Origin of the sequence: Tardiphaga sp. 42S5 (assembly GCF_034044155.1) — a bacterium.
Lineage (GTDB): Bacteria > Pseudomonadota > Alphaproteobacteria > Rhizobiales > Xanthobacteraceae > Tardiphaga > Tardiphaga robiniae.
In genome coordinates this window covers 783,487-807,275 of the sequence record NZ_CP139027.1, presented here as the reverse complement: position 1 = coordinate 807,275, position 23,789 = coordinate 783,487, and the positions used below count along the sequence as shown (strand labels likewise).

Annotated in this window: 22 protein-coding genes; 10 read left to right on the top strand and 12 right to left on the bottom strand. The window is 61.1% G+C overall.

The window, feature by feature from the left end; translation table 11 throughout:
• Nucleotides 1-85 precede the first annotated feature (85 nt).
• Nucleotides 86-508 carry a protoporphyrinogen oxidase HemJ gene (gene hemJ / locus SFY93_RS03785; protein WP_309941542.1) on the top strand — a complete coding sequence of 141 codons (423 nt, stop codon included), beginning with the start codon at nucleotides 86-88 and terminating at the stop codon, nucleotides 506-508.
• A gap of 13 nt (nucleotides 509-521) precedes the next feature.
• Here hemJ and SFY93_RS03780 read toward each other — a convergent pair whose 3' ends face one another.
• A complete protein-coding gene (locus tag SFY93_RS03780; protein ID WP_320446106.1) occupies nucleotides 522-743 on the bottom strand; it encodes a hypothetical protein in 222 nt (73 codons plus the stop codon).
• A 39-nt stretch (nucleotides 744-782) separates the two neighbouring features.
• On the opposite strand from SFY93_RS03780, the gene rho reads away from it, so the two are divergent.
• The 3 genes from rho (at nucleotide 783) to mnmG (ending at nucleotide 5,798) form a co-directional block, all read left to right on the top strand.
• Nucleotides 783-2,048 carry a transcription termination factor Rho gene (gene rho / locus SFY93_RS03775; RefSeq protein WP_068730228.1) on the top strand — a complete coding sequence of 422 codons (1,266 nt, stop codon included), beginning with the start codon at nucleotides 783-785 and terminating at the stop codon, nucleotides 2,046-2,048.
• Between the two features lie 235 nt (nucleotides 2,049-2,283).
• On the top strand, nucleotides 2,284-3,618 hold the full coding sequence (gene mnmE / locus SFY93_RS03770) for a tRNA uridine-5-carboxymethylaminomethyl(34) synthesis GTPase MnmE (RefSeq protein ID WP_320446105.1): 1,335 nt from the start codon (nucleotides 2,284-2,286) through the stop codon (nucleotides 3,616-3,618).
• 308 nt (nucleotides 3,619-3,926) lie between these two features.
• Complete coding sequence (gene mnmG / locus SFY93_RS03765; protein WP_320446104.1) at nucleotides 3,927-5,798, top strand: tRNA uridine-5-carboxymethylaminomethyl(34) synthesis enzyme MnmG; 1,872 nt, start codon at nucleotides 3,927-3,929, stop codon at nucleotides 5,796-5,798.
• A gap of 32 nt (nucleotides 5,799-5,830) precedes the next feature.
• Here mnmG and SFY93_RS03760 read toward each other — a convergent pair whose 3' ends face one another.
• On the bottom strand, nucleotides 5,831-6,019 hold the full coding sequence (locus SFY93_RS03760) for a hypothetical protein (RefSeq protein WP_089263671.1): 189 nt from the start codon (nucleotides 6,017-6,019) through the stop codon (nucleotides 5,831-5,833).
• Between the two features lie 86 nt (nucleotides 6,020-6,105).
• Nucleotides 6,106-6,417 (bottom strand): DUF4269 domain-containing protein, encoded by a 312-nt coding sequence (locus SFY93_RS03755; protein ID WP_320446103.1) that lies wholly within the window; start codon nucleotides 6,415-6,417, stop codon nucleotides 6,106-6,108.
• 103 nt (nucleotides 6,418-6,520) lie between these two features.
• Here SFY93_RS03755 and rsmG point away from each other — a divergent pair, with 103 nt between their 5' ends.
• The 3 genes from rsmG to SFY93_RS03740 all read left to right on the top strand — a co-directional run bounded on the left by rsmG (nucleotide 6,521) and on the right by SFY93_RS03740 (nucleotide 9,111).
• Nucleotides 6,521-7,231, top strand: coding sequence for a 16S rRNA (guanine(527)-N(7))-methyltransferase RsmG (rsmG, locus tag SFY93_RS03750; protein WP_231081251.1), 711 nt, complete (start codon nucleotides 6,521-6,523; stop codon nucleotides 7,229-7,231).
• Entirely contained in the window at nucleotides 7,218-8,072 is an 855-nt protein-coding gene (locus SFY93_RS03745) for a ParA family protein (protein ID WP_320446102.1), read from the top strand. Before rsmG ends, SFY93_RS03745 begins: the two co-directional genes overlap by 14 nt.
• Nucleotides 8,073-8,220: 148 nt before the next feature.
• The gene (locus tag SFY93_RS03740) at nucleotides 8,221-9,111 is read left to right on the top strand and encodes a ParB/RepB/Spo0J family partition protein (protein ID WP_320447686.1); all 891 of its coding nucleotides are present in this window, start codon (nucleotides 8,221-8,223) and stop codon (nucleotides 9,109-9,111) included.
• Here the strand turns inward: SFY93_RS03740 and holA are convergent.
• From holA to SFY93_RS03720, 4 genes are all read right to left on the bottom strand, one after another.
• Nucleotides 9,108-10,136 carry a DNA polymerase III subunit delta gene (gene holA / locus SFY93_RS03735; RefSeq protein ID WP_320446101.1) on the bottom strand — a complete coding sequence of 343 codons (1,029 nt, stop codon included), beginning with the start codon at nucleotides 10,134-10,136 and terminating at the stop codon, nucleotides 9,108-9,110. The genes SFY93_RS03740 and holA overlap by 4 nt on opposite strands.
• 8 nt (nucleotides 10,137-10,144) lie before the next feature.
• Complete coding sequence (locus SFY93_RS03730) at nucleotides 10,145-10,696, bottom strand: LPS assembly lipoprotein LptE (protein WP_068730220.1); 552 nt, start codon at nucleotides 10,694-10,696, stop codon at nucleotides 10,145-10,147.
• Nucleotides 10,683-13,292, bottom strand: coding sequence for a leucine--tRNA ligase (gene leuS / locus SFY93_RS03725; protein ID WP_320446100.1), 2,610 nt, complete (start codon nucleotides 13,290-13,292; stop codon nucleotides 10,683-10,685). The genes SFY93_RS03730 and leuS overlap by 14 nt, the downstream gene beginning before the upstream one ends.
• Nucleotides 13,293-13,474: 182 nt before the next feature.
• A complete protein-coding gene (locus SFY93_RS03720; protein ID WP_320446099.1) occupies nucleotides 13,475-15,172 on the bottom strand; it encodes a diguanylate cyclase domain-containing protein in 1,698 nt (565 codons plus the stop codon).
• Between the two features lie 75 nt (nucleotides 15,173-15,247).
• Here SFY93_RS03720 and SFY93_RS03715 point away from each other — a divergent pair, with 75 nt between their 5' ends.
• Nucleotides 15,248-15,976, top strand: coding sequence for a YggS family pyridoxal phosphate-dependent enzyme (locus SFY93_RS03715; RefSeq protein ID WP_089263137.1), 729 nt, complete (start codon nucleotides 15,248-15,250; stop codon nucleotides 15,974-15,976).
• A 9-nt stretch (nucleotides 15,977-15,985) separates the two neighbouring features.
• On the opposite strand, the gene SFY93_RS03710 is transcribed toward SFY93_RS03715, so the two are convergent.
• Nucleotides 15,986-16,495 carry a L,D-transpeptidase family protein gene (locus SFY93_RS03710; RefSeq protein WP_414717056.1) on the bottom strand — a complete coding sequence of 170 codons (510 nt, stop codon included), beginning with the start codon at nucleotides 16,493-16,495 and terminating at the stop codon, nucleotides 15,986-15,988.
• 249 nt (nucleotides 16,496-16,744) lie between these two features.
• Between SFY93_RS03710 and SFY93_RS03705 the strand changes: the two genes are divergently transcribed.
• Both SFY93_RS03705 and SFY93_RS03700 read left to right on the top strand, forming a co-directional pair.
• Complete coding sequence (locus tag SFY93_RS03705) at nucleotides 16,745-17,431, top strand: response regulator transcription factor (RefSeq protein ID WP_068730214.1); 687 nt, start codon at nucleotides 16,745-16,747, stop codon at nucleotides 17,429-17,431.
• Nucleotides 17,432-17,503: 72 nt separating this feature from the next.
• Entirely contained in the window at nucleotides 17,504-17,953 is a 450-nt protein-coding gene (locus tag SFY93_RS03700) for a cyclic nucleotide-binding domain-containing protein (protein ID WP_320446097.1), read from the top strand.
• Nucleotides 17,954-17,959: 6 nt separating this feature from the next.
• On the opposite strand, the gene SFY93_RS03695 is transcribed toward SFY93_RS03700, so the two are convergent.
• The 4 genes from SFY93_RS03695 to SFY93_RS03680 form a co-directional block, all read right to left on the bottom strand.
• Nucleotides 17,960-18,775, bottom strand: coding sequence for an exodeoxyribonuclease III (locus SFY93_RS03695; RefSeq protein WP_320446096.1), 816 nt, complete (start codon nucleotides 18,773-18,775; stop codon nucleotides 17,960-17,962).
• A gap of 66 nt (nucleotides 18,776-18,841) precedes the next feature.
• Nucleotides 18,842-19,696 (bottom strand): outer membrane lipoprotein carrier protein LolA, encoded by an 855-nt coding sequence (locus tag SFY93_RS03690; protein ID WP_320446095.1) that lies wholly within the window; start codon nucleotides 19,694-19,696, stop codon nucleotides 18,842-18,844.
• A gap of 193 nt (nucleotides 19,697-19,889) precedes the next feature.
• Complete coding sequence (locus SFY93_RS03685) at nucleotides 19,890-22,373, bottom strand: DNA translocase FtsK (protein ID WP_320446094.1); 2,484 nt, start codon at nucleotides 22,371-22,373, stop codon at nucleotides 19,890-19,892.
• Nucleotides 22,374-22,411: 38 nt separating this feature from the next.
• Nucleotides 22,412-23,641, bottom strand: coding sequence for an aminotransferase class I/II-fold pyridoxal phosphate-dependent enzyme (locus tag SFY93_RS03680; protein ID WP_320446093.1), 1,230 nt, complete (start codon nucleotides 23,639-23,641; stop codon nucleotides 22,412-22,414).
• Nucleotides 23,642-23,789: the final 148 nt, after the last annotated feature.

Genomic DNA, 23,789 nt, shown 5'->3' with positions numbered 1-23,789 from the left:
CGAGTCCTGCAAGGCGGCTTTCCGGTGAAATGTTCCGGTGTCTGCACGTGCGGTGTGACGCAGTGATGCTGGAAAGAACTTTCGAATGTATGAATGGGCCAAGGCGTTGCATGTGATCGCCGTCATCTCCTGGATGGCGGGCATGCTCTATCTGCCGCGACTGTTCGTCTATCACTGCGATGCGGAGATCGGCTCGAAGCAATCCGAAACCTTCAAGGTGATGGAGCGGCGCTTGCTCAAGGCGATCATCAATCCGGCGATGATCGCCACCTGGATCCTCGGCCTATATCTCGCCTGGGCCGGTCACTGGTTCAGCTCGGGCTGGTTTCACGCCAAACTGACGCTGGTGCTGCTGATGTCTGGCGTTCATGGCTTCCTGAGTGCCCGGGTGCGTGATTTTGCTCAGGACAAAAATACGCGGACTTCGAAATTCTATCGAATTATCAATGAGGTACCAACCGTTTTGATGATCCTGATCGTGATTTTGGTGATCGTGAAGCCGTTCTAGGCCAAATTTCTCATCACAACCGCCGTTTCGGCTCCTTGCGCGACACCCTGTGATTTTCTATATTCGCGTCATCCCACCCCACGCAGGCGGATGTGGTTTGCACCGGTTTTGCTTTTTGAGCCGGCCACCGCATCAGGTTTGAAGCCCCTTCAGCACCTTCCTCGCTCAAGACTTCCTGACCAGAGACCTGCGGACTTTCCTGATCTTTTGCAGCGTCCGCATCCGTCTCGGCCACCTCGCGCTCCCTCCCCGACTTTCCACAGGACACCTCCCAATGCGGGAAATGAAACTCCAGGACCTCAAGGCCAAGACGCCAGCCGAGCTTGTCTCGTTTGCGGAAGAGCTCGGGGTCGAAAATGCCAGCACCATGCGCAAGCAGGAGCTGATGTTCGCGAGCTTGAAGCAGCTGGCGATCAAGGAAACCGACATCATCGGTGAAGGCGTCGTCGAGGTTCTCTCCGACGGCTTCGGCTTCTTGCGGTCGCCCGATGCGAACTACCTGCCAGGTCCGGACGATATCTATGTCTCGCCGTCGCAGATCCGCCGCTTCGGCTTGCGCACTGGCGATACGGTCGAAGGCCATATCCGCAGCCCGAAGGAAGGCGAACGTTATTTCGCTTTGCTCAAGGTCAATACGCTCAACTTCGAAGATCCCGAGAAGTCGAAGCACAAGGTCAATTTCGACAACCTCACCCCGCTGTTTCCGGACCAGCGCTTCCGCCTCGAGCTGGAAGATTCGACCCGCCGCGATCTCTCGGCACGTGTCATCGACATCGTCGCGCCGATCGGCAAGGGTCAACGCGCACTGATCGTCGCGCCGCCGCGTACGGGTAAGACCGTGCTGATGCAGAACATCGCGCATTCGATCACCGCCAACCACCCGGAATGCTATCTGATCGTTCTTCTGATCGACGAACGGCCAGAAGAAGTCACCGACATGCAGCGTTCGGTGAAGGGCGAGGTCGTCTCCTCGACCTTCGACGAACCGGCAGTGCGTCACGTTCAGGTCGCCGAAATGGTGATCGAGAAGGCCAAGCGCCTGGTCGAGCATGGCCGCGACGTCGTCATCCTCCTGGATTCGATTACACGTCTCGGCCGCGCCTATAACACCGTTGTGCCGTCGTCCGGCAAGGTGCTGACCGGCGGTGTCGACGCCAACGCGCTGCAGCGGCCGAAGCGCTTCTTCGGTGCGGCCCGTAATGTGGAAGAAGGTGGTTCGCTGACCATCATCGCCACCGCGCTGGTCGATACCGGCAGCCGCATGGACGAAGTCATCTTCGAAGAATTCAAGGGCACCGGTAACTCGGAGCTCATCCTGGACCGCAAGGTCTCCGACAAGCGGACCTTCCCGGCGATCGATATTTCGCGCTCGGGCACCCGCAAGGAAGAGCTCATCACCGATCCACAGCTGCTCAAGAAGATGTATGTGCTCCGCCGGATCCTCAATCCGATGGGTACGATGGACGCTATCGACTTCCTGCTCGACAAGCTCCGCAACACGAAGAACAACTCGGAATTCTTCGATTCGATGAATACGTAAGTTTCGGCGCTGTTCGAGCGAACAGCTGCAGGACTGCAAAACGCGCCGTTGCGAAAGCAGCGGCGCTTTTTTGTGTCGGTTCTTTGTACTGGCCGTTGACCGTCATTCCGGGATGTACGGAGGTCGGCGAAGACGCCTGACGCACAGACCCGGAATCACGGATTGTTTTAAACATCTCGGGATTCTGGGTTCAGAATCCCCATTGCATCGCATCGCCCCCATCGGCAAATAGGCGATGCATCCACGCGACCAGACGATCTACGCTTTGTCCTCCGGCCGCCCGCCGACGGCGATTGCGATTGTCCGCGTGTCAGGTCCTCAGGCAGGTGAGGCGCTGACGCGTCTGGCAAGGAAGCTGCCGGCGCCGCGGATGGCCGCCCATGTTCTCCTCTCGGATGACCGGCTCGGCCCGATCGACGATGCGGTGGTGCTGTGGTTTCCGGGGCCAGCGAGCGCGACCGGCGAGGACGTTGCCGAATTTCATATTCATGGCGGGCGCGCGGTATTGGCTTCTTTGTTTGAGGCCCTGGGCGCCATCGACGACTTACGGCCGGCGGAGCCCGGCGAATTCACGCGCCGCGCGTTCGAGAACGGCAAGCTCGACCTGACCGAGGCGGAAGGCCTCGACGATCTGATTCACGCGGACACTGACCGGCAGCGGCGTCAGGCGCTGCGGCAGCTCAAGGGACTGCTCGGCGACAAGGCTCGCAACTGGCGACAGCAGATCATCGAGGCGCTGGCCCTGGTCGAAGTCGGCATCGATTTTTCTGACGAAGGCGACGTATCCGCCGAATTGCTGGCGCCGGCTTTGGCGAAAGCATCGGCGCTGCATCGGGAGATCGAGGAGGTGCTGGCGGCGCAGGGTCGAAGCGAGCGGTTGCGCGACGGTCTGGTGGTGGCCATCGCGGGTCAGCCTAATGTCGGCAAATCGACGCTGATGAATCAGCTCGCCCGGCGCGACGTGGCAATTGTTTCACCGCATGCCGGCACCACCCGGGACGTTATCGAGGTGCAGCTGGACCTCGACGGTTATCCGGTGACGATCATCGACACCGCCGGCATCCGCGAGACAGCGGATCCGGTGGAAGAGGAGGGCGTGCGCCGGGCGCGGGCTCGGGCGGCCGAAGCGGATCTGGTGCTGTGGCTGGTCGACTCCGGCGCGGAGGCGTCCAATCCGGGGCAATGGTTGGCGGAATCTGAAACGCCGGTCTGGGTGGTCCGGAACAAGGTCGATCTGATCCAGGGTGCGTCGGCCGGGCCAGACTTGTTGATCGCGATCTCTGCAGAGCGCGGCGATGGCCTCGCACAATTGTTAGCCCTGCTGGTCGATTTCGCCGGTCGGTACTTCGGGAGCGGTGAGGCCGGGCTGATTACCCGGGAGCGGCAGCGTCTTTTGCTGCGCAACACATCGGATTTGCTGCAGCATGCTGCAGCATCGGCTAAGCAAGGCGAAGAATTCGTTGCCGAGGATATGCGTGCTGCGGCGCAGCAATTGGGGCGGTTGCTTGGCCGTGTCGATGTGGAAGATATCCTCGATAGCATCTTCCGGGATTTTTGTATAGGTAAGTAATATTTCTTTGTTCATTATTTAATGAAATGAATATTGAATCAAATCGGGCGTGGAACTCTCGGTAAAAGTATAGAGATTTCAGCCATCATTGCGAGCGGAGCGAAGCAATCCAGAAGGCCGGGTAGCTGACTTGCAAAAGACAAGACTGCTTCGTTGCGATATGCCCCTCGCGATGATGGCCGAAGAAGAATGTGTTTCACGTGAAACGGTCCGGCCTCCATTCTTCCAAAGACACTGTTGTTTCACGTGAAACAGTGCCTGTGGATTTCTCTTCAATCCCGGCGGCACCCGCGCTAGAAGCTGCGGCCATGCAGGACAAGTTTGACGTCATCGTAATCGGGGGAGGCCATGCCGGCTGCGAGGCCGCGGCTGGTGCTGCGCGCATGGGCGCGCAGACGGCACTGGTCACGCACCAGTTCGCGACTATTGGCGCGATGTCCTGCAACCCCGCCATCGGTGGTCTGGGCAAGGGTCATCTGGTTCGCGAAGTCGATGCGCTGGACGGATTGATGGGACGCGTGGCCGATGCCGGCGGCATCCAGTTCCGCATGCTCAACCGCAAGAAGGGTCCGGCCGTTCGTGGCCCGCGCACCCAGGCGGACCGCAAGCTTTACGCTGCAGCGATGCAGGCGGCGATCGTGGGGACCGAGAATCTGAGCGTAATCGAGGGCGAAGCCGACGATCTGCTTACGGCCAATGGTCGAGTCACCGGCATCCGTCTGGCCGACGGCCGCGAACTCTCCGCCGGATCGGTGGTCATCACCACTGGGACCTTTCTGCGCGGGTTGATCCATCTCGGCGAGAAGAACTGGCCCGCTGGCCGGATCGATGAAGCTCCCGCACTCGGCCTGTCCAAGGCGTTCGAGCGCGTCGGTTTTACCCTCGGACGGCTCAAGACCGGCACGCCACCGCGGCTCGATGGGACCACCATCGACTGGGCCGGGGTAGAGATGCAGTCCGCCGACGATCCGCCGGAGCCGTTCTCCGTCATGACCGAGCGGATCACCAATCCGCAGATCCAGTGCGGCATTACCCGCACCACACCGGCCACCCATGAGGTGATCCGCGCCAATGTGCATCGTTCGCCGATGTATTCCGGCCAGATCAAGAGTTCGGGGCCTCGTTACTGCCCGTCCATCGAGGACAAGATCGTCCGTTTTGGCGATCGTGATGGCCACCAGATCTTCCTGGAGCCGGAAGGTCTTGATGAATCCACGGTCTATCCCAACGGCATCTCTACCTCACTGCCCGAGGAGGTTCAGGCTGCGATCCTGGCCTCGATCCCGGGTCTCGAGCGGGTTCGAATGGTCCGCCCGGGTTATGCGATCGAATATGACCACGTAGATCCCCGCGAACTCGATCCGACGCTGCAGACCAAGCGCGTCCCCGGCCTGTTTTTGGCCGGGCAGATCAATGGCACCACTGGATACGAAGAAGCGGCCGCCCAGGGTCTCGTCGCCGGTTTGAATGCGGCCCTGGCCGCGAGTGGGAGCCAGTTGACCGTGTTCGACCGGGCTGACGGTTATCTCGGCGTGATGATCGACGATCTGGTCACCCGCGGGATTACCGAGCCCTATCGGATGTTCACTTCGCGGGCCGAATATCGTCTCACGCTGCGTGCCGACAATGCCGATCAGCGCCTGACCGACAAGGGTATCAGCCTGGGATGTGTCGGCAGCGCTCGTTCGGTCCGGCATGGCGCCAAGATGGAAGCCCTCACCGTCGGTAAGACGCTCACACAGGCGCTTTCGATCACTCCTAACGGGGCGGCGAAGCATGGTCTGGTGCTCAATCACGATGGTCAGCGTCGCTCTGCCTTCGATCTCCTGTCCTATCCGGAGACCGAATGGGCCACCGTGACCCGGATCTGGCCTGAATTATCGGCCATTGACCCGGCGATCGGCATTCATATCGAGATCGACGCCAAATATGATGTCTATCTGAAACGTCAGACCGCGGATGTGGAAGCTTTTCGCCGTGACGAGGGTCTCTCGCTGGTGGATGTCGACTATGATGCGGTCCCCGGACTGTCCAATGAGGCCCGGGCCAAGCTCAAGGCCGCGCTTCCGCACACGGTGGGGCAGGCGGGACGTCTGGATGGTATGACTCCGGCCGCATTGACCATTCTCGCGGCCTATCTCCGCCGCGAAGCACGGAAGCCGAAGGCTGCTTTGGCCTAGTTGGTTGTTTCACGTGAAACAGGAAGCCGAAATCAGCGCGGCTCCGTTGAAGATGGCTTCACTGGCCGGCGGGGCCAGAAGGCAACGGCTGCTACGGCCACTGTAAAGAGAATCACGGCGACGATTGTCTGGACCACGTCGAAATTGAGTGCGTCACGCGAGACGAATAGCGCAGTTATGGGTGCTGCCAGCATCAGGAAAAGCCGTACGATCACACTCATGGTCATCTGCCTCCAATGATGATCCATTGGAGCTCGGACTCGTCCCGCCCACATTGATCCTGGTCAACTCAACTGTCCTGAATCCTCTAGACTGCAAACCCTTGCGCCCCCAGGACTGCATTCAGCTGGTCATCAGAGGTGCTGAGCTTGGCGACGACAGGTCGGCCTCTGGCCGACCATTGATAGAGCGCGAAGTCATCGGCATCGCGAAAATGCCCCCAGAGCAGGGTGGCTACGGAAGATCTATCCGTGGCGCAACAGACGATATCGATGTCGTCGTTGCCGGGTCTGGCCACGCCAAGCGGAAGTGTGCCGACCACATGCGGATCGAACGGCGCCAGGATCCTGAGCAGATTAGTTCGCCGCAGAGCCTCCTGATAGGTCGGTCGCTCGGTCATCGCGTGCTTTTCGTCCCGATTTGCCGCTGCCGCTCCGCAATTCGATAGCCGGAAAAATAGACTCAGAGTATGGATGGGTCCCAACAGCTTTACAGACAATCCAATGGCTCAACGATCCCAACAAGCGGCGCCCGCACCCCGGCTCGATGCCGATAAAGCTGCGGCCTTGCGACTGACACCTGTTTCACGTGAAACGGAAGACAGGCTCGATCGCTATGTCGATCTGTTGCTGCAGTGGCAGGCCAAGACAAATCTGATTTCGCCGGCCACGCTTCCAAATCTCTGGACGCGCCATATCTCGGATTCGCTGCAGCTCCTGAACCTCGCGCCTTCAGCCATGACCTGGCTCGACTTCGGCAGCGGCGGAGGTTTCCCCGGTGTGGTTCTGGCCTGTGCCATGGGTGATGTCGCTGGCGGACATGTTCATCTCGTCGAGCGAAACGCCAAGAAGGCGGCGTTCCTGCGCGAAGCGTTACGTGTGACGCAAGCCCCCGGCACGATTCATCTGGCTGACATCGGGGATAATGTGGATAGATTTCCCGAGCATGTCGATTGCATCACCGCGCGTGCCGTTGCGTCGTTACATATCGTTATCGGTTTCGCCGAGCCCCTGATGAAGCCGGGCACAAAAGCCTTATTTCTTAAGGGTCAAGATGTAGAATCGGAATTGACCGAAGCTACTAGATATTGGAATATAAGCCCGCGCCTGCATGCCAGCCTGACCGGCGGACAAGGCTGGATCGTCGAACTCGACCGGATCGAGCGACTGACCCCGTCCGCAAACCAAAATGGCCACACCAATGACCGTAATTGATCAGCAATATCAAGAGCATATGTCAAATACGGTGCTTGGCCATCCGCGCATCCTGGCGCTGGCGAATCAGAAGGGCGGCGTTGGCAAGACCACCACCGCGATTAATCTCGGCACCGCACTCGCCGCGATCGGCGAGCGCGTGTTGATCGTCGATCTCGATCCGCAGGGTAATGCGTCCACCGGACTCGGCATCGATCGCCGCAATCGCAATTGCTCAACCTACGACGTGTTGATCGGCGAAGCGCCGCTGCGCGATGCCGTCGTCGTCACCGCGGTGCCGCGTCTGCACATTGCCGCATCGACCATGGATCTGTCGGGTCTCGAGCTCGAACTCGGTTCGGCCCGCGACCGCGCCTTCCGGCTGCGCGATGCGATCGGCGAATTGAACAACAATGTCTCGCCAGGCTCCGACTATACTTACGTGCTGATCGATTGCCCGCCATCGCTCAACCTTCTCACCGTTAATGCCATGGCCGCGTCGGATGCGATTCTCGTTCCGCTGCAGTGTGAGTTCTTCGCGCTCGAAGGTTTGTCTCAATTGTTGCAGACCGTGGAGCAGGTACGCTCGACGCTGAATCCGAACCTGTCGATCCATGGCATCGTGCTGACCATGTTCGACTCGCGCAACAACCTGTCAAACCAGGTCGTTGCCGACGTACGCGAATTCATGGGCAGCAAGGTCTACGAGACCATGATTCCGCGCAACGTCCGCATTTCGGAAGCGCCGTCCTACGGCAAGCCGGTGCTGGTCTATGACCTGAAGTGCTCGGGCTCTGAAGCCTATCTGCGGCTCGCGACCGAAGTGATCCAGCGCGAGCGCGACCTGCGCACCGCTCACTGAGCAAGTAGGGTGGGCAAAGCACAGCGTGCCCACCACAGCGGATCGCAAACGATAATGGCAGGCGCGGCGCAAGTGCGCCTTTGCCCAGCCTGTAACCGAATTTCAAGTTTGAGTACGGAGTGGCGCGATGAGTTCGAAGGGATTGGCGATGGCTGATGAAGCGCGTTCGCGGCTGGGCCGCGGTCTTGCAAGTCTGATCGGCGATGTCGGCGGCGAGGCCGCACATGTCGAGCGTCCTTCGCGCAACCAGCGCAAGGTGCCTATTGAATTTCTCAAGGCCAATCCGCGCAACCCGCGTCGGGCTTTTGCCGATGCTGAGCTCGCCGAACTCGCGGCCTCGATCAAGCAGCATGGCGTGATCCAGCCGATCGTGGTGCGGCCGGTGAAGGGTAGCAACGATCGCTTCGAGATCATCGCCGGCGAACGCCGCTGGCGCGCGTCGCAGATCGCCGGTCTGCATGAAGTGCCGATCGTGCCGCTCGACGTGACGGATTCGGCCGCGATGGAAATCGCGATCATCGAGAACGTCCAGCGCGAAGATCTCAATGCGATGGAAGAGGCGCAGGGCTATCACGCGCTCGCCGAGACTTACAAGCATAGCCAGGACGAGATCGCGAAAATCGTCGGCAAGAGCCGCAGCCATGTCGCCAACATGATGCGCCTTACCAAGCTGCCGGATGACGTGCAGGACCTGATTGCATCGGGACAGCTCTCCAACGGTCACGCCCGCGCGCTGATCAACCTGCCGGACGCATCGAGCGCCGCGAAACGGATCATCGCCGAGGGACTGAACGTTCGTCAGACCGAAGCACTCGCGCATGAAGAGGGCGTGCCGGAGCGCGCGCCGCAGAAGCCGCGCACGTCTTCTCCCAAGGCGGCGAAGGATGCCGACACGATCGCGCTGGAAAAGCGGGTCAGCGACGTGCTCGGGCTGAAGGTGTCGGTGGATCACCGCGATCCCGGCGGCACCGTGATCATCAAGTATCGTGATCTCGATCAGCTCGACGAAATTCTGAAGCGGCTGGATTCGGAGAGCTAACCGCGCCGCCTTGCATTCACGGCAATCGACATCAACGCCCTCTGTGCGATCACCGCGCCGAGGGCGTTTTGCTTGCGGACATCGAGGGCGGCAACGGCGAGCTGGTCGATGATGTTGACCAACCGCTGTGCGGAGAAATTTCGCAGCGCTGCTTCCACCGTTCCCTTGCGGGAAAAATGCAGCCGCGGAAATCCGCTTTCCACGGCTGCTGATGCCGAACTACCAGCCTCCACCAGCAGGCTGGCTTTGTGCAGCAATGCGGCCTGGCGCTGCGCGGCCATCATGATCATGCCCGGATAAGTTCCGGCGATCATCGCCTTGTTGAACTCGACTTCCACCGCGGCGGGATTCCCGGCAAAGGCGCCGTCGACAATTGGATCGATCTTCAGCTCGGACGCGTCGGCGACGACGGCCATCACGTCGTCGAGCGTGACTTCGCCGGTACCATGCGCATAGAGCATGAGCTTGCGGAGCTCGTTACGCGATGCCTGCCGATCGCCGCCGAGCAGCGACATTAGTGTGGCGCGTGCATCCGGCGCCATGCGGAGATTGGAGACGCGGAGCTCTTCATCGATAAGCTTTGCGAGATCGCGCTCGGTGTCGGGGTAACAGGCGATGGCCACCGCGGTCCTGGCCTTCTCGCAGACTTTCCGCAATGGCGATTCCGGCCGAAGCTCACCAGCCTCGATGACGATGCGGCAATCCTTGATATCGGAGTCAGCGAGCGTGTCGACGCCGCTGGAAAAATTCTTCGAGCCTGCGCGCACACGGATCGCGCGACGACCGCCGAACAGCGGCACCGTCATGGCTTCTTCTACGAGACGCGATGGCTCGGCGGCCAAATCATCGCCGTCCATGCGAACCAGCGAAAATGGATCATTGGGATCGTCGACCGCGGATTTCATCAGCGCGTCGGCGCGCTCGCGGACGAGTCCAGCGTCAGCTCCGTAGAGAAGAATGATCGGCCGGCCGGCATCCGGCCGCGCCAGAAACGTGTCGATGTCTTTTCCCCGAAGCGCGACCACGCGACGGCTTAGGTGCCGGCGTAGAAGAACGACGCCAGACGGGTATTGATGTTGTCGGCGATCTCACCGGCCGCACGGTCTTCGGCGTCCCGATAGGCGCGGGCTCGGGCGAAGCGCTGCAACTGGCCGGGGATGTCATAGGTGACGCGGGAGAAGGTGCTGCCGGTCAGGACCTGCTTTCCGGTGGCGATCTCGATCAGGCCGTAGGTCGCGTCGATGCCGTAATTTTCGCTGGTCGGCAGCGCGGTATTCGGGTCGACGATCAGCGAGGTCCGGCTTGGGTTGAAACGGATCTTCAGCTGATAGGTCGGCGGCAGGCCGGTGGCACTGCCATACATCTTGAACATCAGCGCATTGCGGATATTCACGCCGACGCGGGCCTGCGGCGATGCATTGGGATATTCCAATGGCGGAACTTCGACGCCCTGCAGCTTCTCGCGCAGGCCGGGTTTGCCGTCGCCACGCTCGGCATACATCGGCTGGAAGCAGCCGGCCGTCAGCGCCGCCAGGGTGGCGACGACCATGAGCCGGGCGGCAATACGGGATTTAGCCGACAACATTCACGATCCTCTGGGCGACAACGATGACCTTCTTGACGGGCTTGCCGTCCAGCGCCTGTTTTACAGCATCGAGTGCCAGAGCGGCAGCCTCAATTTCCGGGGTCGTCGCTTCCCGGGCCACTGTGACTTCTCCACGTTTCTTACCATTGACCTGTACCGGCAGGGTCATGGTGTCTTCAACCAGCAGATTGGGCTCGATTTGCGGCCAACGGGCTTCCGAAATCATGCCCGGTTGCCCCAGCACACCCCAGCATTCCTCGGCCAGATGCGGCATCATCGGCGCAAACAGTTGAACAAGGATGACCGAGGCCTCGTGGAGCGCCCAGCAGACATCCGGGGTCGGGGTTCCCGAACGCGCTAAAGCTTCGCCCAGCACATTAGAAAATTCGCGGATATGGGCGAGGCAGACATTGAAATGCAGCTTTTCGATCTCGGTCGAGACCTTGCTGAGCGCGCCATGGGCCGCCTTGCGGATCGCTAAGGCATCGGGGCCGAACTCAGCCGGCCGGGCTGCCGACGCCGATTTGCCGTGCGCCGCTGATTCGTTGATCTGCCGCCACAGACGCTGCACGAAGCGCGAGGCGCCTTTAACGCCTTCTTCGCTCCAGATGACGTCGCGGTCCGGCGGCGAATCTGACAGCATGAACCAACGGGCGGTATCGGCGCCGTAGGTGCCCATGATGTCGTCGGGGTCGACTGTGTTGCGCTTCGACTTCGACATCTTTTCGATCGGGCCGATGGTGATGTCTTCGCCAGTGGCGATCAGCGTAGCGCGTTGGCCGTTACCGCCGATCTCGATGTTGATCTCGGCCGGTGAGGCGAAGGTGCCGTCCTGTTTCTTGTAGGTCTCGTGCACCACCATGCCTTGCGTGAACATGCCGGCAAACGGCTCGTCGAAATTGACGTGGCCGGTGGCCTTCATGGCGCGGGTGAAGAAGCGGCTGTACAGCAGATGCAGGATCGCGTGCTCGACGCCGCCGATATACTGATCGACAGGCATCATTCGATTGGCAACGGCGGTCGTCGTGGGTGCCGACGTGTTCCATGGATCCGTGAAGCGCGTGAAGTACCAGGACGAATCCACGAAGGTGTCCATGGTATCGGTTTCGCGCCGCGCATCCGCGCCGCAGTTCGGGCACTTCACATGCTTCCACGTCGGATGATGATCGAGCGCATTGCCCGGCTTGTCGAAGGAAACGTCCTCCGGCAGCACGACCGGCAGATCCTTGTCCGGCACCGGCACGATATCGCAGCTCGGGCAGTGGATGATCGGGATCGGGCAGCCCCAATAGCGCTGACGTGAGATGCCCCAGTCGCGCAGGCGGAAATTGATCTCGCGCTTGCCCCAGCCGTCTTTCTCGAAAATCTCGAGCGACTTCTTCATCGCTTCTTCGCAGGTCATCACGCCGGGTTCACCCACCCAACGGACATACTGCACAGTCTCACTTTTCGCCGGAGCGAAAGCGATGTTACCAACGCGCTCATCGCTACCGAGGGGCACGAACACGTCGAGCACCGGCAGATCGTACTTGCGCGCAAAATCCAGGTCGCGCTGATCGTGTGCCGGGCAACCGATGATGGCGCCGGTGCCGTAATCCATCAGCACGAAGTTTGCGATATAGAGTGGCAGTGTCCATGACGCGTCGGCGGGATGCGTGACCTTGATGCCGGTGTCAAAGCCGAGCTTCTCGGCTGTGTCGATCTCGGCCTGCGAGGTGCCCATGCGATGGCATTCCTCGATGAAGGCGACAACGTTGGGGTCTTTTTCTGCCAGCGCTTTCGCCAGCGGATGATCCGGCGAGATCGCAGCGAAAGTCGGGCCATACATGGTGTCCGGGCGTGTCGTGAACACCGGCAGTTTGTCGAATCCCGCGGGTGCGCCGATCAGTCCGAACTGGAAATGCAGACCTTCCGACTTGCCGATCCAGTTGCGCTGCATCAGGCGCACCTTGTCGGGCCAGCGATCCAGCGTATCCAGCGCAGACAGCAGCTCGTCGGAATATTTACTGATCTTGAAGAACCACTGGGTCAGCTCGCGCTGCTCGACCAGTGCCCCTGAGCGCCAGCCGCGGCCGTCGATCACCTGCTCATTGGCCAGCACAGTGTGATCGACCGGATCCCAATTCACCTTGGACTTCTTGCGCTCGGCGAGGCCGGCGCGCATGAAGTCGAGAAACATCTTCTGCTGATGCTTGTAGTAGGTGGGATCGCAAGTTGCGAATTCGCGCGACCAGTCCAGCGACAGACCCATGGTCTGCAGCTGCTTCTTCATCGATGCGATGTTCTCATAGGTCCACGCCTTCGGAGCGACCTTGCGCTCGATCGCGGCGTTCTCGGCGGGCAGGCCGAACGCATCCCAACCCATCGGATGCAGCACGTTCTTGCCCTGCGCGCGCTGGAAGCGCGCAACCACGTCGCCCATGGTGTAGTTGCGGACATGGCCCATATGGATGCGCCCCGACGGATACGGGAACATCTCGAGCACGTAATACTTCTCGCGCGGGTCGTCGTTCTTGGTGGCGAAGATTGCCTTGTCGTCCCAGACGCGCTGCCAGCGCGGTTCGGTCTCGCGGGCGTTGTAACGTTCGTTGCTCATTGTGCTTTTGAAATCCGCCGGCCGGTTCGAGCGCTTCTCAGATCATGGACGCGCGAACGAGGTCGCAAACCGGTGCTTGCTCGGGCTGAATTCGCGCTTGAGGCGGGGGACTAGGCCATAAAAGGCCGCTTTAGGTCAATGGTTTAAGACAAGAAACGGGGCCAGGGCTGGTCCCCGCCGTTTCACCCGGCTAGCGACACGGCGGTGCCATATGCCCGGACGAAGCCGTGCTCGACCACGGTGTTGCGGCCACGCCGTTTGGCGGCGTAGAGCGAGGCATCCGCTGCCTCGATCAAATCGTTCGCCGTCTCCAGCGTAGCTGGCATCGTCGAGGCGACGCCGACACTGACCGTGACCCGCTGATGTGCGCTGGTGGCATGGGAGACAGCCAGGTTCCAGATTGCCGCGCGGACCATTTCGCCGATCTGGATGCCGCGGGCGACCTCGGTGCCCGGCAGCAGCAAGCAGAATTCCTCGCCGCCATAGCGTCCGGCAAAGCCCGAGCAGCGATCGGCCAGGCTGGAGAGAGCTTCGCCGACGCGTGCCAGGCAAGCATCGCCTTCGGGATGGCCATAGGTGTCGTTGAAGAGTTTGAAGTGATCGACGTCGATCATCAGCAGCGTCAGATGGTCGCCGGATTGCTGGGCCTTCAGCCATTCGAAATCGAGGCGGCTCTGGAAGCCGCGCCGATTGGCCAAGCCAGACAGCATGTCGATGGAGGCAAGCACCGTGAGCTGCTCGTTACTGGCGCGCAATTCGCGTTCGCGACCGCGCAACTGCGCCGCCATGCCGTAAAATGCGCGTGCCAGCGGCACGAACTCGGCCGGTAGCTTGTTCCGCGCTACGCGGGCCGACCAGTCGCCGCGACCGAAGCGCTGCGCCATGGTCTCCATCATCTGGATCGGCTTGATGATCAGTCGCTCCGCAACCACCAGCGCACCAAGCAGAACGAACAGGCAAACGAAAGCGAGCTGCAAATAGGCGGTGCGGATTTCGCGATCGGCAACCGCCGAGACTCGGGCCTCGTCGATGCTGACGATCAATTGCGCGCCGGTACCGGGGATTGTCGCGAATGATACGGTGCGCTGTGAACCGTCACTGGCGCTGAATGACAGCGAACCGGTCTGCTTATCCGTATTGCGCAGATGCGCTTCGATCATCGGCAATAGAGCAAGGTCTTCCATCGGCCGACCGATCGCGCTGGCGTTTGTCGGCGGCGCTGCAAGCACGGTGCCGGCATGATCGACCAGCAGTGTCGTGACACCGGGCCGGTCGCCGAGATTGCCCATGATCTTCGACATCCAGTCGAGATTCACCGCCGCCAGTACCACGGCATCGTCGTCCTTCGTCAGTCCGGGCGCGAGATAGGCGGCCATGACAGTCGGTTGATTCGTGAGACGACTGAAGAGGTAGTCGCTGACCACGAATTCGCCTGTCTCAACGGCCTTCTTGAAATAGGGGCGATCACTGAAATCGAATCTCTGCTCGATGACTTCAGGCCAGGTCGAGCACCTGGCAATACCGTCCGCACCGGCCACCGTCAGGCTGCGCAGCCACGGCATATCGCCGCGGAGGCTCGCCCGCATAATGGCGCAGCTCCGATTCACCTGAGCGGCCGACGTATAGATGTAGGCGGATGATTTCAGCACGGCCTCGATCGAGGCGAAAACTTCGCGCTGTGCATCGGCGCTGTGCTGGGCGACACCAGCGAAATCACGCGCGGCCGTCGCGATCTGGTGGGTACGCGTCGCATCGAGTGAGCGAATTCGCTCCGCCATCAATGGCCCGACCAGAATGAGGGCCAACAGGACCAGTCGAGCGCGAATACCGAGAGCTCCCCTAAGCCTCGCTTTATTGCGGTTAATACCGATGCGTGACATCTTCGATCCCTAAGCCCCGCGGACATAGGTACTCCAAAGCCTTCAAAAAGCCTTTCCCGGATTCGTTAAACTGCAATGGATCTCAAGAAAGTTCGCGCCTTGGTTGAAAATAAATCCGTGCAAGAGTCGTCGGGCGTAACGTCTTCTTTACCAACCGACGGACTCGCTTCGGTCGAGTACGATATCTTCCGCGCATGTAACGAAGCGCGGCGGGACCGCAGTTCTGTGACGTTGATCGCGGTGTCGAAGACGTTCGAGGCTGACGCAATTGCGCCCGTGATCCAGTCCGGTCAGCGTGTGTTCGGCGAAAATCGCGTCCAGGAGGCAAAATCCAAATGGCCGGCGCTGATCGCCACTCAACCCGCGATTGCGTTGCATTTGATAGGGCCTTTGCAGTCCAACAAGGCTAAGGAAGCGGTCGCCTTGTTCGATGCGATTCACTCGGTCGATCGACCGAGCATTTGCGAAGCGTTAAGCAAGGAGATGAAGGCGCAGCAGCGGACGCCGCAGCTCTTCGTACAGCTCAACACTGGTGAGGAGCCGCAAAAGGCCGGTATCGCGCCGGGCGAGGCTGATGATTTCCTGGCGCGTTGCCGCGATACCTATGGGCTGACGATTTCCGGACTGATGTGCATTCCGCCGGTTAACGATGCGCCGGCACCGCATTTCGCGCTGACAGCGAAGATCGCTGCACGCAACGGGCTCACGCAATTATCCATGGGAATGAGCGCCGACTTCGCCATCGCCATCCAGTTCGGCGCAACTCATGTGCGCGTCGGCTCGGCGATTTTCGGACGTCGCTAGGCCATCGGCCTAGCCGATAACGATCTTCGTCTTCGGTCCGATCCGGGCCAGCAGCTGCAGCATGGCTGGCTTGGTCATGGCCACACAGCCCGCGGTCGGCGCGAATTTCGGGCGGGCCAGATGCAGGAACACTGCACTGCCTCGCCCTGCGATCCGTGGTCGGGTGTTCTGGTCGATCTCGATGATGAAATCGTAGAGATGATCCTCGCGGGCCAGTCGGTCGCCGTCATTTCCACGATCGAGCCGGACCGGTCGATTGTAGTGCCGGTCGGATGGGTCTTCGCACCAGCCATCCATCGGCGTGATGGGACGGATCGGCAAAAAGCTACGCGGACGTGGATTACGGTCGGCCCGCCACCACAGCCGGATGGGGCGAAACGTCCCACGCGGCGTTCCGCCATCGCCTTCGCGTTTGTTCGCCTTGATTCCGCCGCGGCCGAGCGCGACGGGTATGGTTGTGTGGTCGGTCGTCAGCCATCCACGGAGTCTGTCTCCGGCTGACGCGCGAACGTGAACCATAGTTAGCGGTCGATCACGCAAGCTTGTTCGATAAGTGTCTGAAATAACGAGACTTCCCATCCGAATGGCGAACTCCGCCTTGCTATTTACCGCAAATGTTCTATTTCGCGCTGCAGCAGTACATTCGCCGGGAATGTCGCTGATTTTGCGCTAGAATATGCGGTAACGGCGAAGCCTGTCACGATTTCTGGCCCACTGTTTCAGCGCGGCGAACAACGCTCCGCCGCAGCCGTTCAAAGGATTGTCGCAATGCCCAATGCCCGCAAGATCCTGATCGTGGATGACGATACTGATTTGCGCGAGGCGCTGGTCGAGCAGCTGTCGCTGCACGAAGAGTTCGAGGCCTCCGCAGTCGACACCGGCGCTAAGGGCGCTACTGCAGCCAAGGCCAATTCTCCCGATCTGGTGCTGATGGATGTCGGCCTGCCCGACACGGACGGCCGCGAAGTCGTGCGCAGCCTGCGCAAGGGTGGCTTCAAGGCGCCGATCATCATGCTGACCGGCCACGACACCGATTCCGACACTATTCTCGGTCTCGAATCCGGCGCCAATGATTATGTCGCCAAGCCGTTCCGCTTCGCCGTGCTGCTGGCGCGTATTCGCGCGCAACTCCGTCAGCACGAAGCCAGCGAAGACGCCGTTTTCACCGTCGGTCCCTATAGTTTCCGGCCTGGCTCCAAAATGCTCACCGGCGCCAATGCCAAGAAGGTCCGCCTGACCGAGAAGGAAACCGCGATCCTGCGCTTCCTGTATCGCGCCGGCCAGTTGCCGGTGTCTCGCGAGACGTTGCTGCAGGAAGTCTGGGGCTACAATTCCGGCGTCACCACGCACACGCTGGAAACGCATATCTATCGGTTGCGTCAGAAGATCGAGAAGGACGCCGCCAATCCTGAAATTCTGGTGACGGAAGCCGGTGGCTACAAGTTGGTGCCGTGATACGATTCGGGAGCCGATTCGCCATTAGCTGTTCGGTATCCTCCTTCGCGCGTCCCGATCACACGGTTCTGCATGTCGATCGATGATGATGTAGCCCTGCTTGAGCGCGTCCCAACATTGCGCCTGTTGGGTATCGCCGCTTTGCGCGTGATCGCGATCGGCTCCGAACAGCAGGAATTTGCACGGGGCTCTGTGTTGTTCCGGCAGGGCGACGATGCCGACTGCGGCTACGTCGTCCAGACTGGCGCATTCCGCATCAGCCTGGACGGTGACAGCGATCATGAAGTGATCGCAGGCCCCGGCACATTGATGGGCGAACTTGCGCTGCTGGTGGCGATGCAGCGGCCCTCGACGGCGGTCGCCACAGAATATTCCAGCACAATCCGGATCACACGCAGCCTGTTTCAGCGCGTGCTTGACAGCGATCCTGCGGCCGCGCGCCGTCTGCGCGACGACATGGCGACTCGCGTCAGCCAGCTCGCCAGCGACGTGACGCTGATCGGCGCCAAGCTCAGCCAGTAACTGATATCAAAGCTCCAGCGCCGTCGTGACCGGTACGTGGTCCGATGGCCGTTCCCATCCGCGTGCATCGCCGGTCACGGTGAAGTCGCGGATCGAATCTTTCAGCGCGGACGACACCCAGATGTGATCGAGACGGCGGCCCCGATTCGACGCCGCCCAGTCGGCGGCGCGGTAGCTCCACCACGTGTAGATCTTTTCCGACAGTGGAATGCGTTCGCGCGCGACGTCGATCCAGTTGCCCTCGCTTTGCACGGCGAGCAGCTTTTCGCACTCGATCGGCGTATGCGACACGATTTTCAGCATCTGCTTGTGCGACCACACGTCATTCTCATGCGGTGCCACATTGAGATCGCCGACCAGGATGTGACGCGCATCGCCGCGCGGATGCAGCGGCTCGCAGGTCTTCATCTCGTCGAGGAATGAGAGCTTGTGCGCGAACTTCGCATTCACGTCCGGATCCGGTACGTCGCCGCCGGCAGGCACATAGAAATCATGCACGATCAGCGGCACGGCCATGCCGGCCTTTTCGCCGAACGATACCGAGATGTGGCGTGAGTCCAGATTATTGCAGAACACGCGGATGTCGCTGCTCTCGAATGGAAGTTTCGAGACGATGGCGACGCCGTGATAGCCCTTCTGCCCGTTCAGCACGACATGGTCATAGCCGAGCTGTTTGAAGCGCTTGAGCGGAAAGGCATCGTCCGGGCACTTGGTTTCCTGCAGACACAGCACATCCGGCTGCATCTCTTCGAGAAACTTGGCGACAAGGTCGATGCGCAATCGCACCGAATTGATATTCCAGGTGGTCAGGGAAAAACGCATGGAAATCCGATGGTGAGACGGCGCAAGCGCGCCTGCTCATCATGAGGGCATCACCTGCAGCGAAAACTAATTCGCGCCGCTGGTGGGATACTTGGTGAAGTCGATCTTGAACAGCCCCGGGTCGGGCTTTTTCGCGGTATCGAGATTGTAGATCGCCACCGTGGTGTCATAGCCCTGCGGGTCGGTGACGGTCCACTGCTTGAGCTGTCCATCCTTGGTGCCGACCATCAGCATCAGGCGCGAGGTGCCGACCAGCGCGTTCTTTTCCTCAATGGTCACCGACGTATAGAGGTCGTCAGCGCTGACGGCGACCACATTGGTGTCCTTCATCAGATCGATGCGATCGGACAGCAGATAGCGCAACGGTGTCTGTGACAGCGGGTAGATGTCCTGGGTTGCCAGCTTGGAATCGCGGACGGCGAGCGACTGGCCGTCGGACACCATGGCGATGGTCGTCGGCGCATCATACTCGAAACGGACCTTGCCGGGCTTCTGGATGAAGAAATCACCGGTGGTGCGGCTGCCGTCCGGGCCCACCTGAACAAAGTTACCGCTCAGATTGCTGAGCGATGACAGATAGCTGCTGACCTTGCTCGCCTGCGCCTTTTGATTGGCGTCGAAGCTCATGAAAATGCTGGCCGGAACGTTGCGGCGCGGATCCGGAATGATCGGATTCGGCGGCGTGGATGTCGTCGTCGATGTCTTGGGTGCGATTGCAACTGGCGGCCGAACGGTCTGGGGCTCGGAGGCCGACATCTGGAAACTGCCATTGCTGCGCGCCTGCGGTGCAGGTCGCGGCAAGGGGATTGACTGGGCATAGGCCGAGGGCGCCACAATGGCGGCGACAAACGTCGCGACGAGGCCGGCTGCGCCGATGCGCAGGAAAGACCGGTCTGCGGCGTGATGGGTCGGGCGTCTCATCAAGGCGTCGTCCTGCTCGGCGGGTTCGGCGCATTTTACCGCGCTTTGCGTCAGAATGGGTACCGGTTTTGCGGTCCGGCCGGTGGTCTCTTGCGCCCCCGCCGCGGCTGGCGCCGCCAGCGCAGGCGCTAACCCGGAGCTGTGGCGATTTCGCGACTCGAAAGCGGGATTGTCCATTGGCAGGGTCAAACTCTCAGAACCCGCTTTCCTCTTCTTCGATCAGAATCTCGCGTTTACCGGCATGGTTGGGCTGACCGACGATGCCTTCATTTTCCATGCGCTCTATCAACGACGCTGCGCGATTGTAACCGATCTGCAGCCGGCGCTGGATGTAGCTGGTCGATGCCTTCCGGTCGCGCTTCACGATGGCAACGGCTTGCTGGAACAGATCGCCACCACCGCCATCGGCGCCCATGCCGGTCGAATCGAATACCGCTCCGTCCTCGCCCTCTTCCGGTTCTTCGGCGGTGACCGCCTCGAGATATTCCGGCTCGCCCTGCGTCTTCAGGTGGCGCACCACCTTCTCGACTTCCTCGTCCGACACGAAAGGACCGTGTACGCGCGAGATGCGGCCGCCGCCAGCCATATAGAGCATGTCGCCGCGGCCGAGCAGTTGCTCGGCGCCCATCTCGCCCAGGATGGTGCGGCTGTCGATCTTCGACGTGACCTGGAAGGAAATGCGCGTCGGGAAGTTGGCCTTGATCGTGCCGGTGATGACGTCCACCGACGGACGCTGCGTCGCGAGGACGACGTGGAGACCGGCGGCACGTGCCATCTGCGCGAGGCGCTGCACCAGGCCTTCGATGTCCTTGCCGGCGACCATCATCAGGTCGGCCATTTCGTCGACAATGATGACGATATAGGGCAGCGGCGCGAGATCGAGTTTCTCTTCCTCGTAGATCGCCTTGCCGGTTTCCTTGTCGAAGCCGGTGTGAACGGTGCGCGAGAGCTCCTCGCCCTTGGCCTTGGCTTCCACGAGGCGCGCATTGTAGCCGTCGATATTGCGCACGCCGAGCTTGGCCATGCGCTTGTAGCGCTCTTCCATCTCGCGCACGGCCCATTTCAGCGCGACAACGGCCTTCTTCGGGTCGGTCACGACGGGCGTCAGCAGATGCGGGATGCCGTCATAGACGGAGAGTTCGAGCATCTTCGGGTCGACCATGATCAGGCGGCACTGATCCGGCCGCAGCCGGTAGACCAGGCTGAGAATCATGGTGTTGATAGCGACCGACTTGCCCGAGCCGGTGGTGCCGGCGATCAGCATATGCGGCGTGCGCGCAAGATCGATGATGATGGACTCGCCGCCGATATTCTTGCCGAGGCAGAGCGGCAGCTTGATGCTGCCGTCATTGGTGTCCTGCACGGTCAGCAGTTCGCGCAAGTAGACGTTTTCGCGATGGGCGTTCGGCAGCTCGATGCCGATGGCGTTGCGACCGGGGACGACGGCGACGCGGGCGGACAGCGCGCTCATGGAGCGTGCGATGTCGTCGGCAAGGCCGATCACGCGCGACGACTTGATGCCGGGTGCGGGTTCGAGTTCGTACAGCGTGACGACGGGGCCGGGATTGGCTTTGACGATTTCACCGCGCACGCCGAAGTCTTGCAGCACGCCTTCCAGCGCGCGCGAATTGGCTTCGAGTTCGACCTTGCTGAGCGGCTTGCGATCGGCGGCCTTCGGCGCGGTGAGCATGCCGACGGAGGGCAGTTCGAACTTGCCGTTGGATTTGCGCACCGGCTCCTTGGCCGAGGATTTCTTACGCGCCTTCGGGGCGGGCTCCTCTTCCTCTTCTTCCTCGTAGTCGTGCTCTTCGTCTTCGTCGTGATCGCTCTCGTCTTCGTCACGCGGCGCAATTGACGGGCTGTTACGACGGCCGCCGAGATTGGGTTCCTGACGCTCGAAGGAGGCCGCGCGCGCTTTCGGCTCGCTCGCAACCATCTTGCCGTAGACCAGCGAGAGCAACCGGCCAAGACGCGCTTTCGCGCTCATCACGGCATGCGCGGCCCAGCCGAGCGAGACCGAGATCGAGCCGCGATCGCGAGCCTCATCTTCCTCGAATGGCTCGTCGTCTTCCTCGATGTCGATCTCGGCAAACTCTTCCTTCGGCTGCGCGCCATAACCGCAGGCGATGAAGAAGGTCACGATCATCGCCGCGCTGAGAATAAAGCCGAGAACGAAGCGATAGATGAAGCCGACGGGACCGAAGACTACCGCGGGCGCGCGAAACAGCGCGTCGCCGACCACGCCACCGACGCCGGTCGGCAGGGGCCAGGATCCGCCATGCTGCCAGCAGCTGGCGAAGCCTGATGCGATGATGGTGCAAAGGACCCAGCAACCGATGCGCAGTGCTTCGCGATCGAAATGCCGGTGCGTCATCATCCGCCAGCCCCAGACGGCGATGGTGAGAATCATCATGATCGCGCCAAGGCCGAGGATCTGCATCAACAGATCGGCACCGATCGCGCCGGGATAACCGGCGACATTGCGGATCGCACGCGAGGTAGCATGGCTCAGGCTCGGGTCCTGCACGGACCATGTCATCATCGCCGCCGCCGCGACACCTGCGGCGCAGACCAGGCCAAAGCCTGCCAGTTCGCGCAGCCGTCGTCCCAGCATCTCGCGAATTGACGCGGGCAGATGGCCGACGAGAGGAATGACGCGTTCGATCGTGGTGCTCATACCGGAGTGCTCATGCGCCCTGCATTAATCCAGGATCTTCAATTCAAAATCTTCACCAGCCGATGCAAAGCCTCGGCTGTCGTTTCACTGTCCTGCACCATGGCCAAACGAATATAGCCGGCGCCGGGATTGCTGCCGTCGGCCTGCGGGCGCGCCAGATAACTTCCGGGCACCACACGCACGCCGCCATCACGATAGAGTCTCACGGTTGCCTCTTCGTCGCCGCCATATGCGGAGACATCGAGCCACAGACAGAAGCCGCCGGCCGGTCGCTTGTAGCCGTAACGATTGCCGAGGATCTGATCCGCAAGATCGAATTTCAAGCGGTAGAGTCTGCGATTCTCTTCCACATGTGCTTCGTCGCTATAGGCGGCAACTGCGACATGCTGCAGCGGTACCGGTACCTGCGGCGCGGCCACATTGCGCAATTCGTGAAACGCGCTCAGGAACTTCTTATCGCCGGCGACGAAGCCGACGCGCATGCCAGGCAGGTTCGAGCGCTTTGATAGCGACTGAAACGCGACGACATTGGCATAGTCAGGTCCGGCTGACGCCAGCATGCTACTGGGCGCGGCCTGCGTATAGATTTCCGAATAGCATTCGTCGGACAGCACGATGAAACCGTAGCGCAGTGCGAGGTCGTGTAACTTCTTGAAATAAGCGGGCGTCGCGACGGCGCCTTGTGGATTGGCCGGCGACGCGACGTACATCGCCACCGTGCGTGCCAGCGTCGCCTCATCGAGCGCATCGAGATCGGGGAGGAAGCCGTTAGCCACTGTGGTCGGCATGAAGATCGGCTCGCAACTCGCGGCGCGCGCACCGGCGCCATAGGCGGGATAGAACGGATTTGGCAGCAGGATCGCCGGCGTGCCTTTGCGTGGACCGACAAAGCGCGCGGCCGTGATCGCGGCGAAGAACAGGCCTTCACGGCTGCCGTTCAGCACCAGCACTTCGGTTTCAGGATTGAGGGCGCGCGGGAGATTGAAGCGCGTACCCATCCATACGGCGGCCGCGCGTCGGAACGGCTCAATGCCCTTGGCGATCGGATAGCGGCCGAAATCGGCGGTATGCTTGGCGAGAACCGGTCCGACGAAATCCGGCACCGGGTGCTGCGGTTCGCCCAATGACAGTGTGATCAGCGGTTGGCCGGGCTGATATGGCGCCAGCAATTCCGTCAGTCGCGCAAACGGCGAACGCTCGCCATCGGGCCCAGCCGAGGTCCGGCTGCCAGCGCCTTGCGCCGCGGAAGGAGGAGCGGTGAGTGCCATCAGGAAACGCCAGTACTTTCAAGGCAGCCGATCGCCCCATGAGATCGGCCGAAACGAGATCAAACCACCATAGATACGGCGAGGTTAAGACGCGATTAACCATCGAGGGGCCGGCCTTGCTATCACGTGTTCGGCGGCCGTCCAGGCC

Excerpts from the sequence above, each read along its gene's own strand:
- SFY93_RS03720 (WP_320446099.1), bottom strand. The coding sequence starts at position 15,172 with ATGTCACGCATCGGTATTAACCGCAATAAAGCGAGGCTTAGGGGAGCT.
- SFY93_RS03685 (WP_320446094.1), bottom strand. The coding sequence starts at position 22,373 with ATGAGCACCACGATCGAACGCGTCATTCCTCTCGTCGGCCATCTGCCC.
- rsmG (WP_231081251.1), top strand. The coding sequence starts at position 6,521 with ATGGCTCAACGATCCCAACAAGCGGCGCCCGCACCCCGGCTCGATGCC.
- SFY93_RS03680 (WP_320446093.1), bottom strand. The coding sequence starts at position 23,641 with ATGGCACTCACCGCTCCTCCTTCCGCGGCGCAAGGCGCTGGCAGCCGG.
- leuS (WP_320446100.1), bottom strand. The coding sequence starts at position 13,292 with ATGAGCAACGAACGTTACAACGCCCGCGAGACCGAACCGCGCTGGCAG.
- mnmE (WP_320446105.1), top strand. The coding sequence starts at position 2,284 with ATGCATCCACGCGACCAGACGATCTACGCTTTGTCCTCCGGCCGCCCG.
- SFY93_RS03695 (WP_320446096.1), bottom strand. The coding sequence starts at position 18,775 with ATGCGTTTTTCCCTGACCACCTGGAATATCAATTCGGTGCGATTGCGC.
- mnmG (WP_320446104.1), top strand. The coding sequence starts at position 3,927 with ATGCAGGACAAGTTTGACGTCATCGTAATCGGGGGAGGCCATGCCGGC.
- SFY93_RS03745 (WP_320446102.1), top strand. The coding sequence starts at position 7,218 with ATGACCGTAATTGATCAGCAATATCAAGAGCATATGTCAAATACGGTG.
- SFY93_RS03710 (WP_414717056.1), bottom strand. The coding sequence starts at position 16,495 with ATGGTTCACGTTCGCGCGTCAGCCGGAGACAGACTCCGTGGATGGCTG.
- SFY93_RS03740 (WP_320447686.1), top strand. The coding sequence starts at position 8,221 with ATGGCTGATGAAGCGCGTTCGCGGCTGGGCCGCGGTCTTGCAAGTCTG.
- SFY93_RS03700 (WP_320446097.1), top strand. The coding sequence starts at position 17,504 with ATGTCGATCGATGATGATGTAGCCCTGCTTGAGCGCGTCCCAACATTG.
- SFY93_RS03715 (WP_089263137.1), top strand. The coding sequence starts at position 15,248 with ATGGATCTCAAGAAAGTTCGCGCCTTGGTTGAAAATAAATCCGTGCAA.
- SFY93_RS03730 (WP_068730220.1), bottom strand. The coding sequence starts at position 10,696 with ATGTTGTCGGCTAAATCCCGTATTGCCGCCCGGCTCATGGTCGTCGCC.
- SFY93_RS03755 (WP_320446103.1), bottom strand. The coding sequence starts at position 6,417 with ATGACCGAGCGACCGACCTATCAGGAGGCTCTGCGGCGAACTAATCTG.
- SFY93_RS03690 (WP_320446095.1), bottom strand. The coding sequence starts at position 19,696 with ATGAGACGCCCGACCCATCACGCCGCAGACCGGTCTTTCCTGCGCATC.
- SFY93_RS03705 (WP_068730214.1), top strand. The coding sequence starts at position 16,745 with ATGCCCAATGCCCGCAAGATCCTGATCGTGGATGACGATACTGATTTG.
- hemJ (WP_309941542.1), top strand. The coding sequence starts at position 86 with ATGTATGAATGGGCCAAGGCGTTGCATGTGATCGCCGTCATCTCCTGG.
- rho (WP_068730228.1), top strand. The coding sequence starts at position 783 with ATGCGGGAAATGAAACTCCAGGACCTCAAGGCCAAGACGCCAGCCGAG.
- SFY93_RS03760 (WP_089263671.1), bottom strand. The coding sequence starts at position 6,019 with ATGAGTGTGATCGTACGGCTTTTCCTGATGCTGGCAGCACCCATAACT.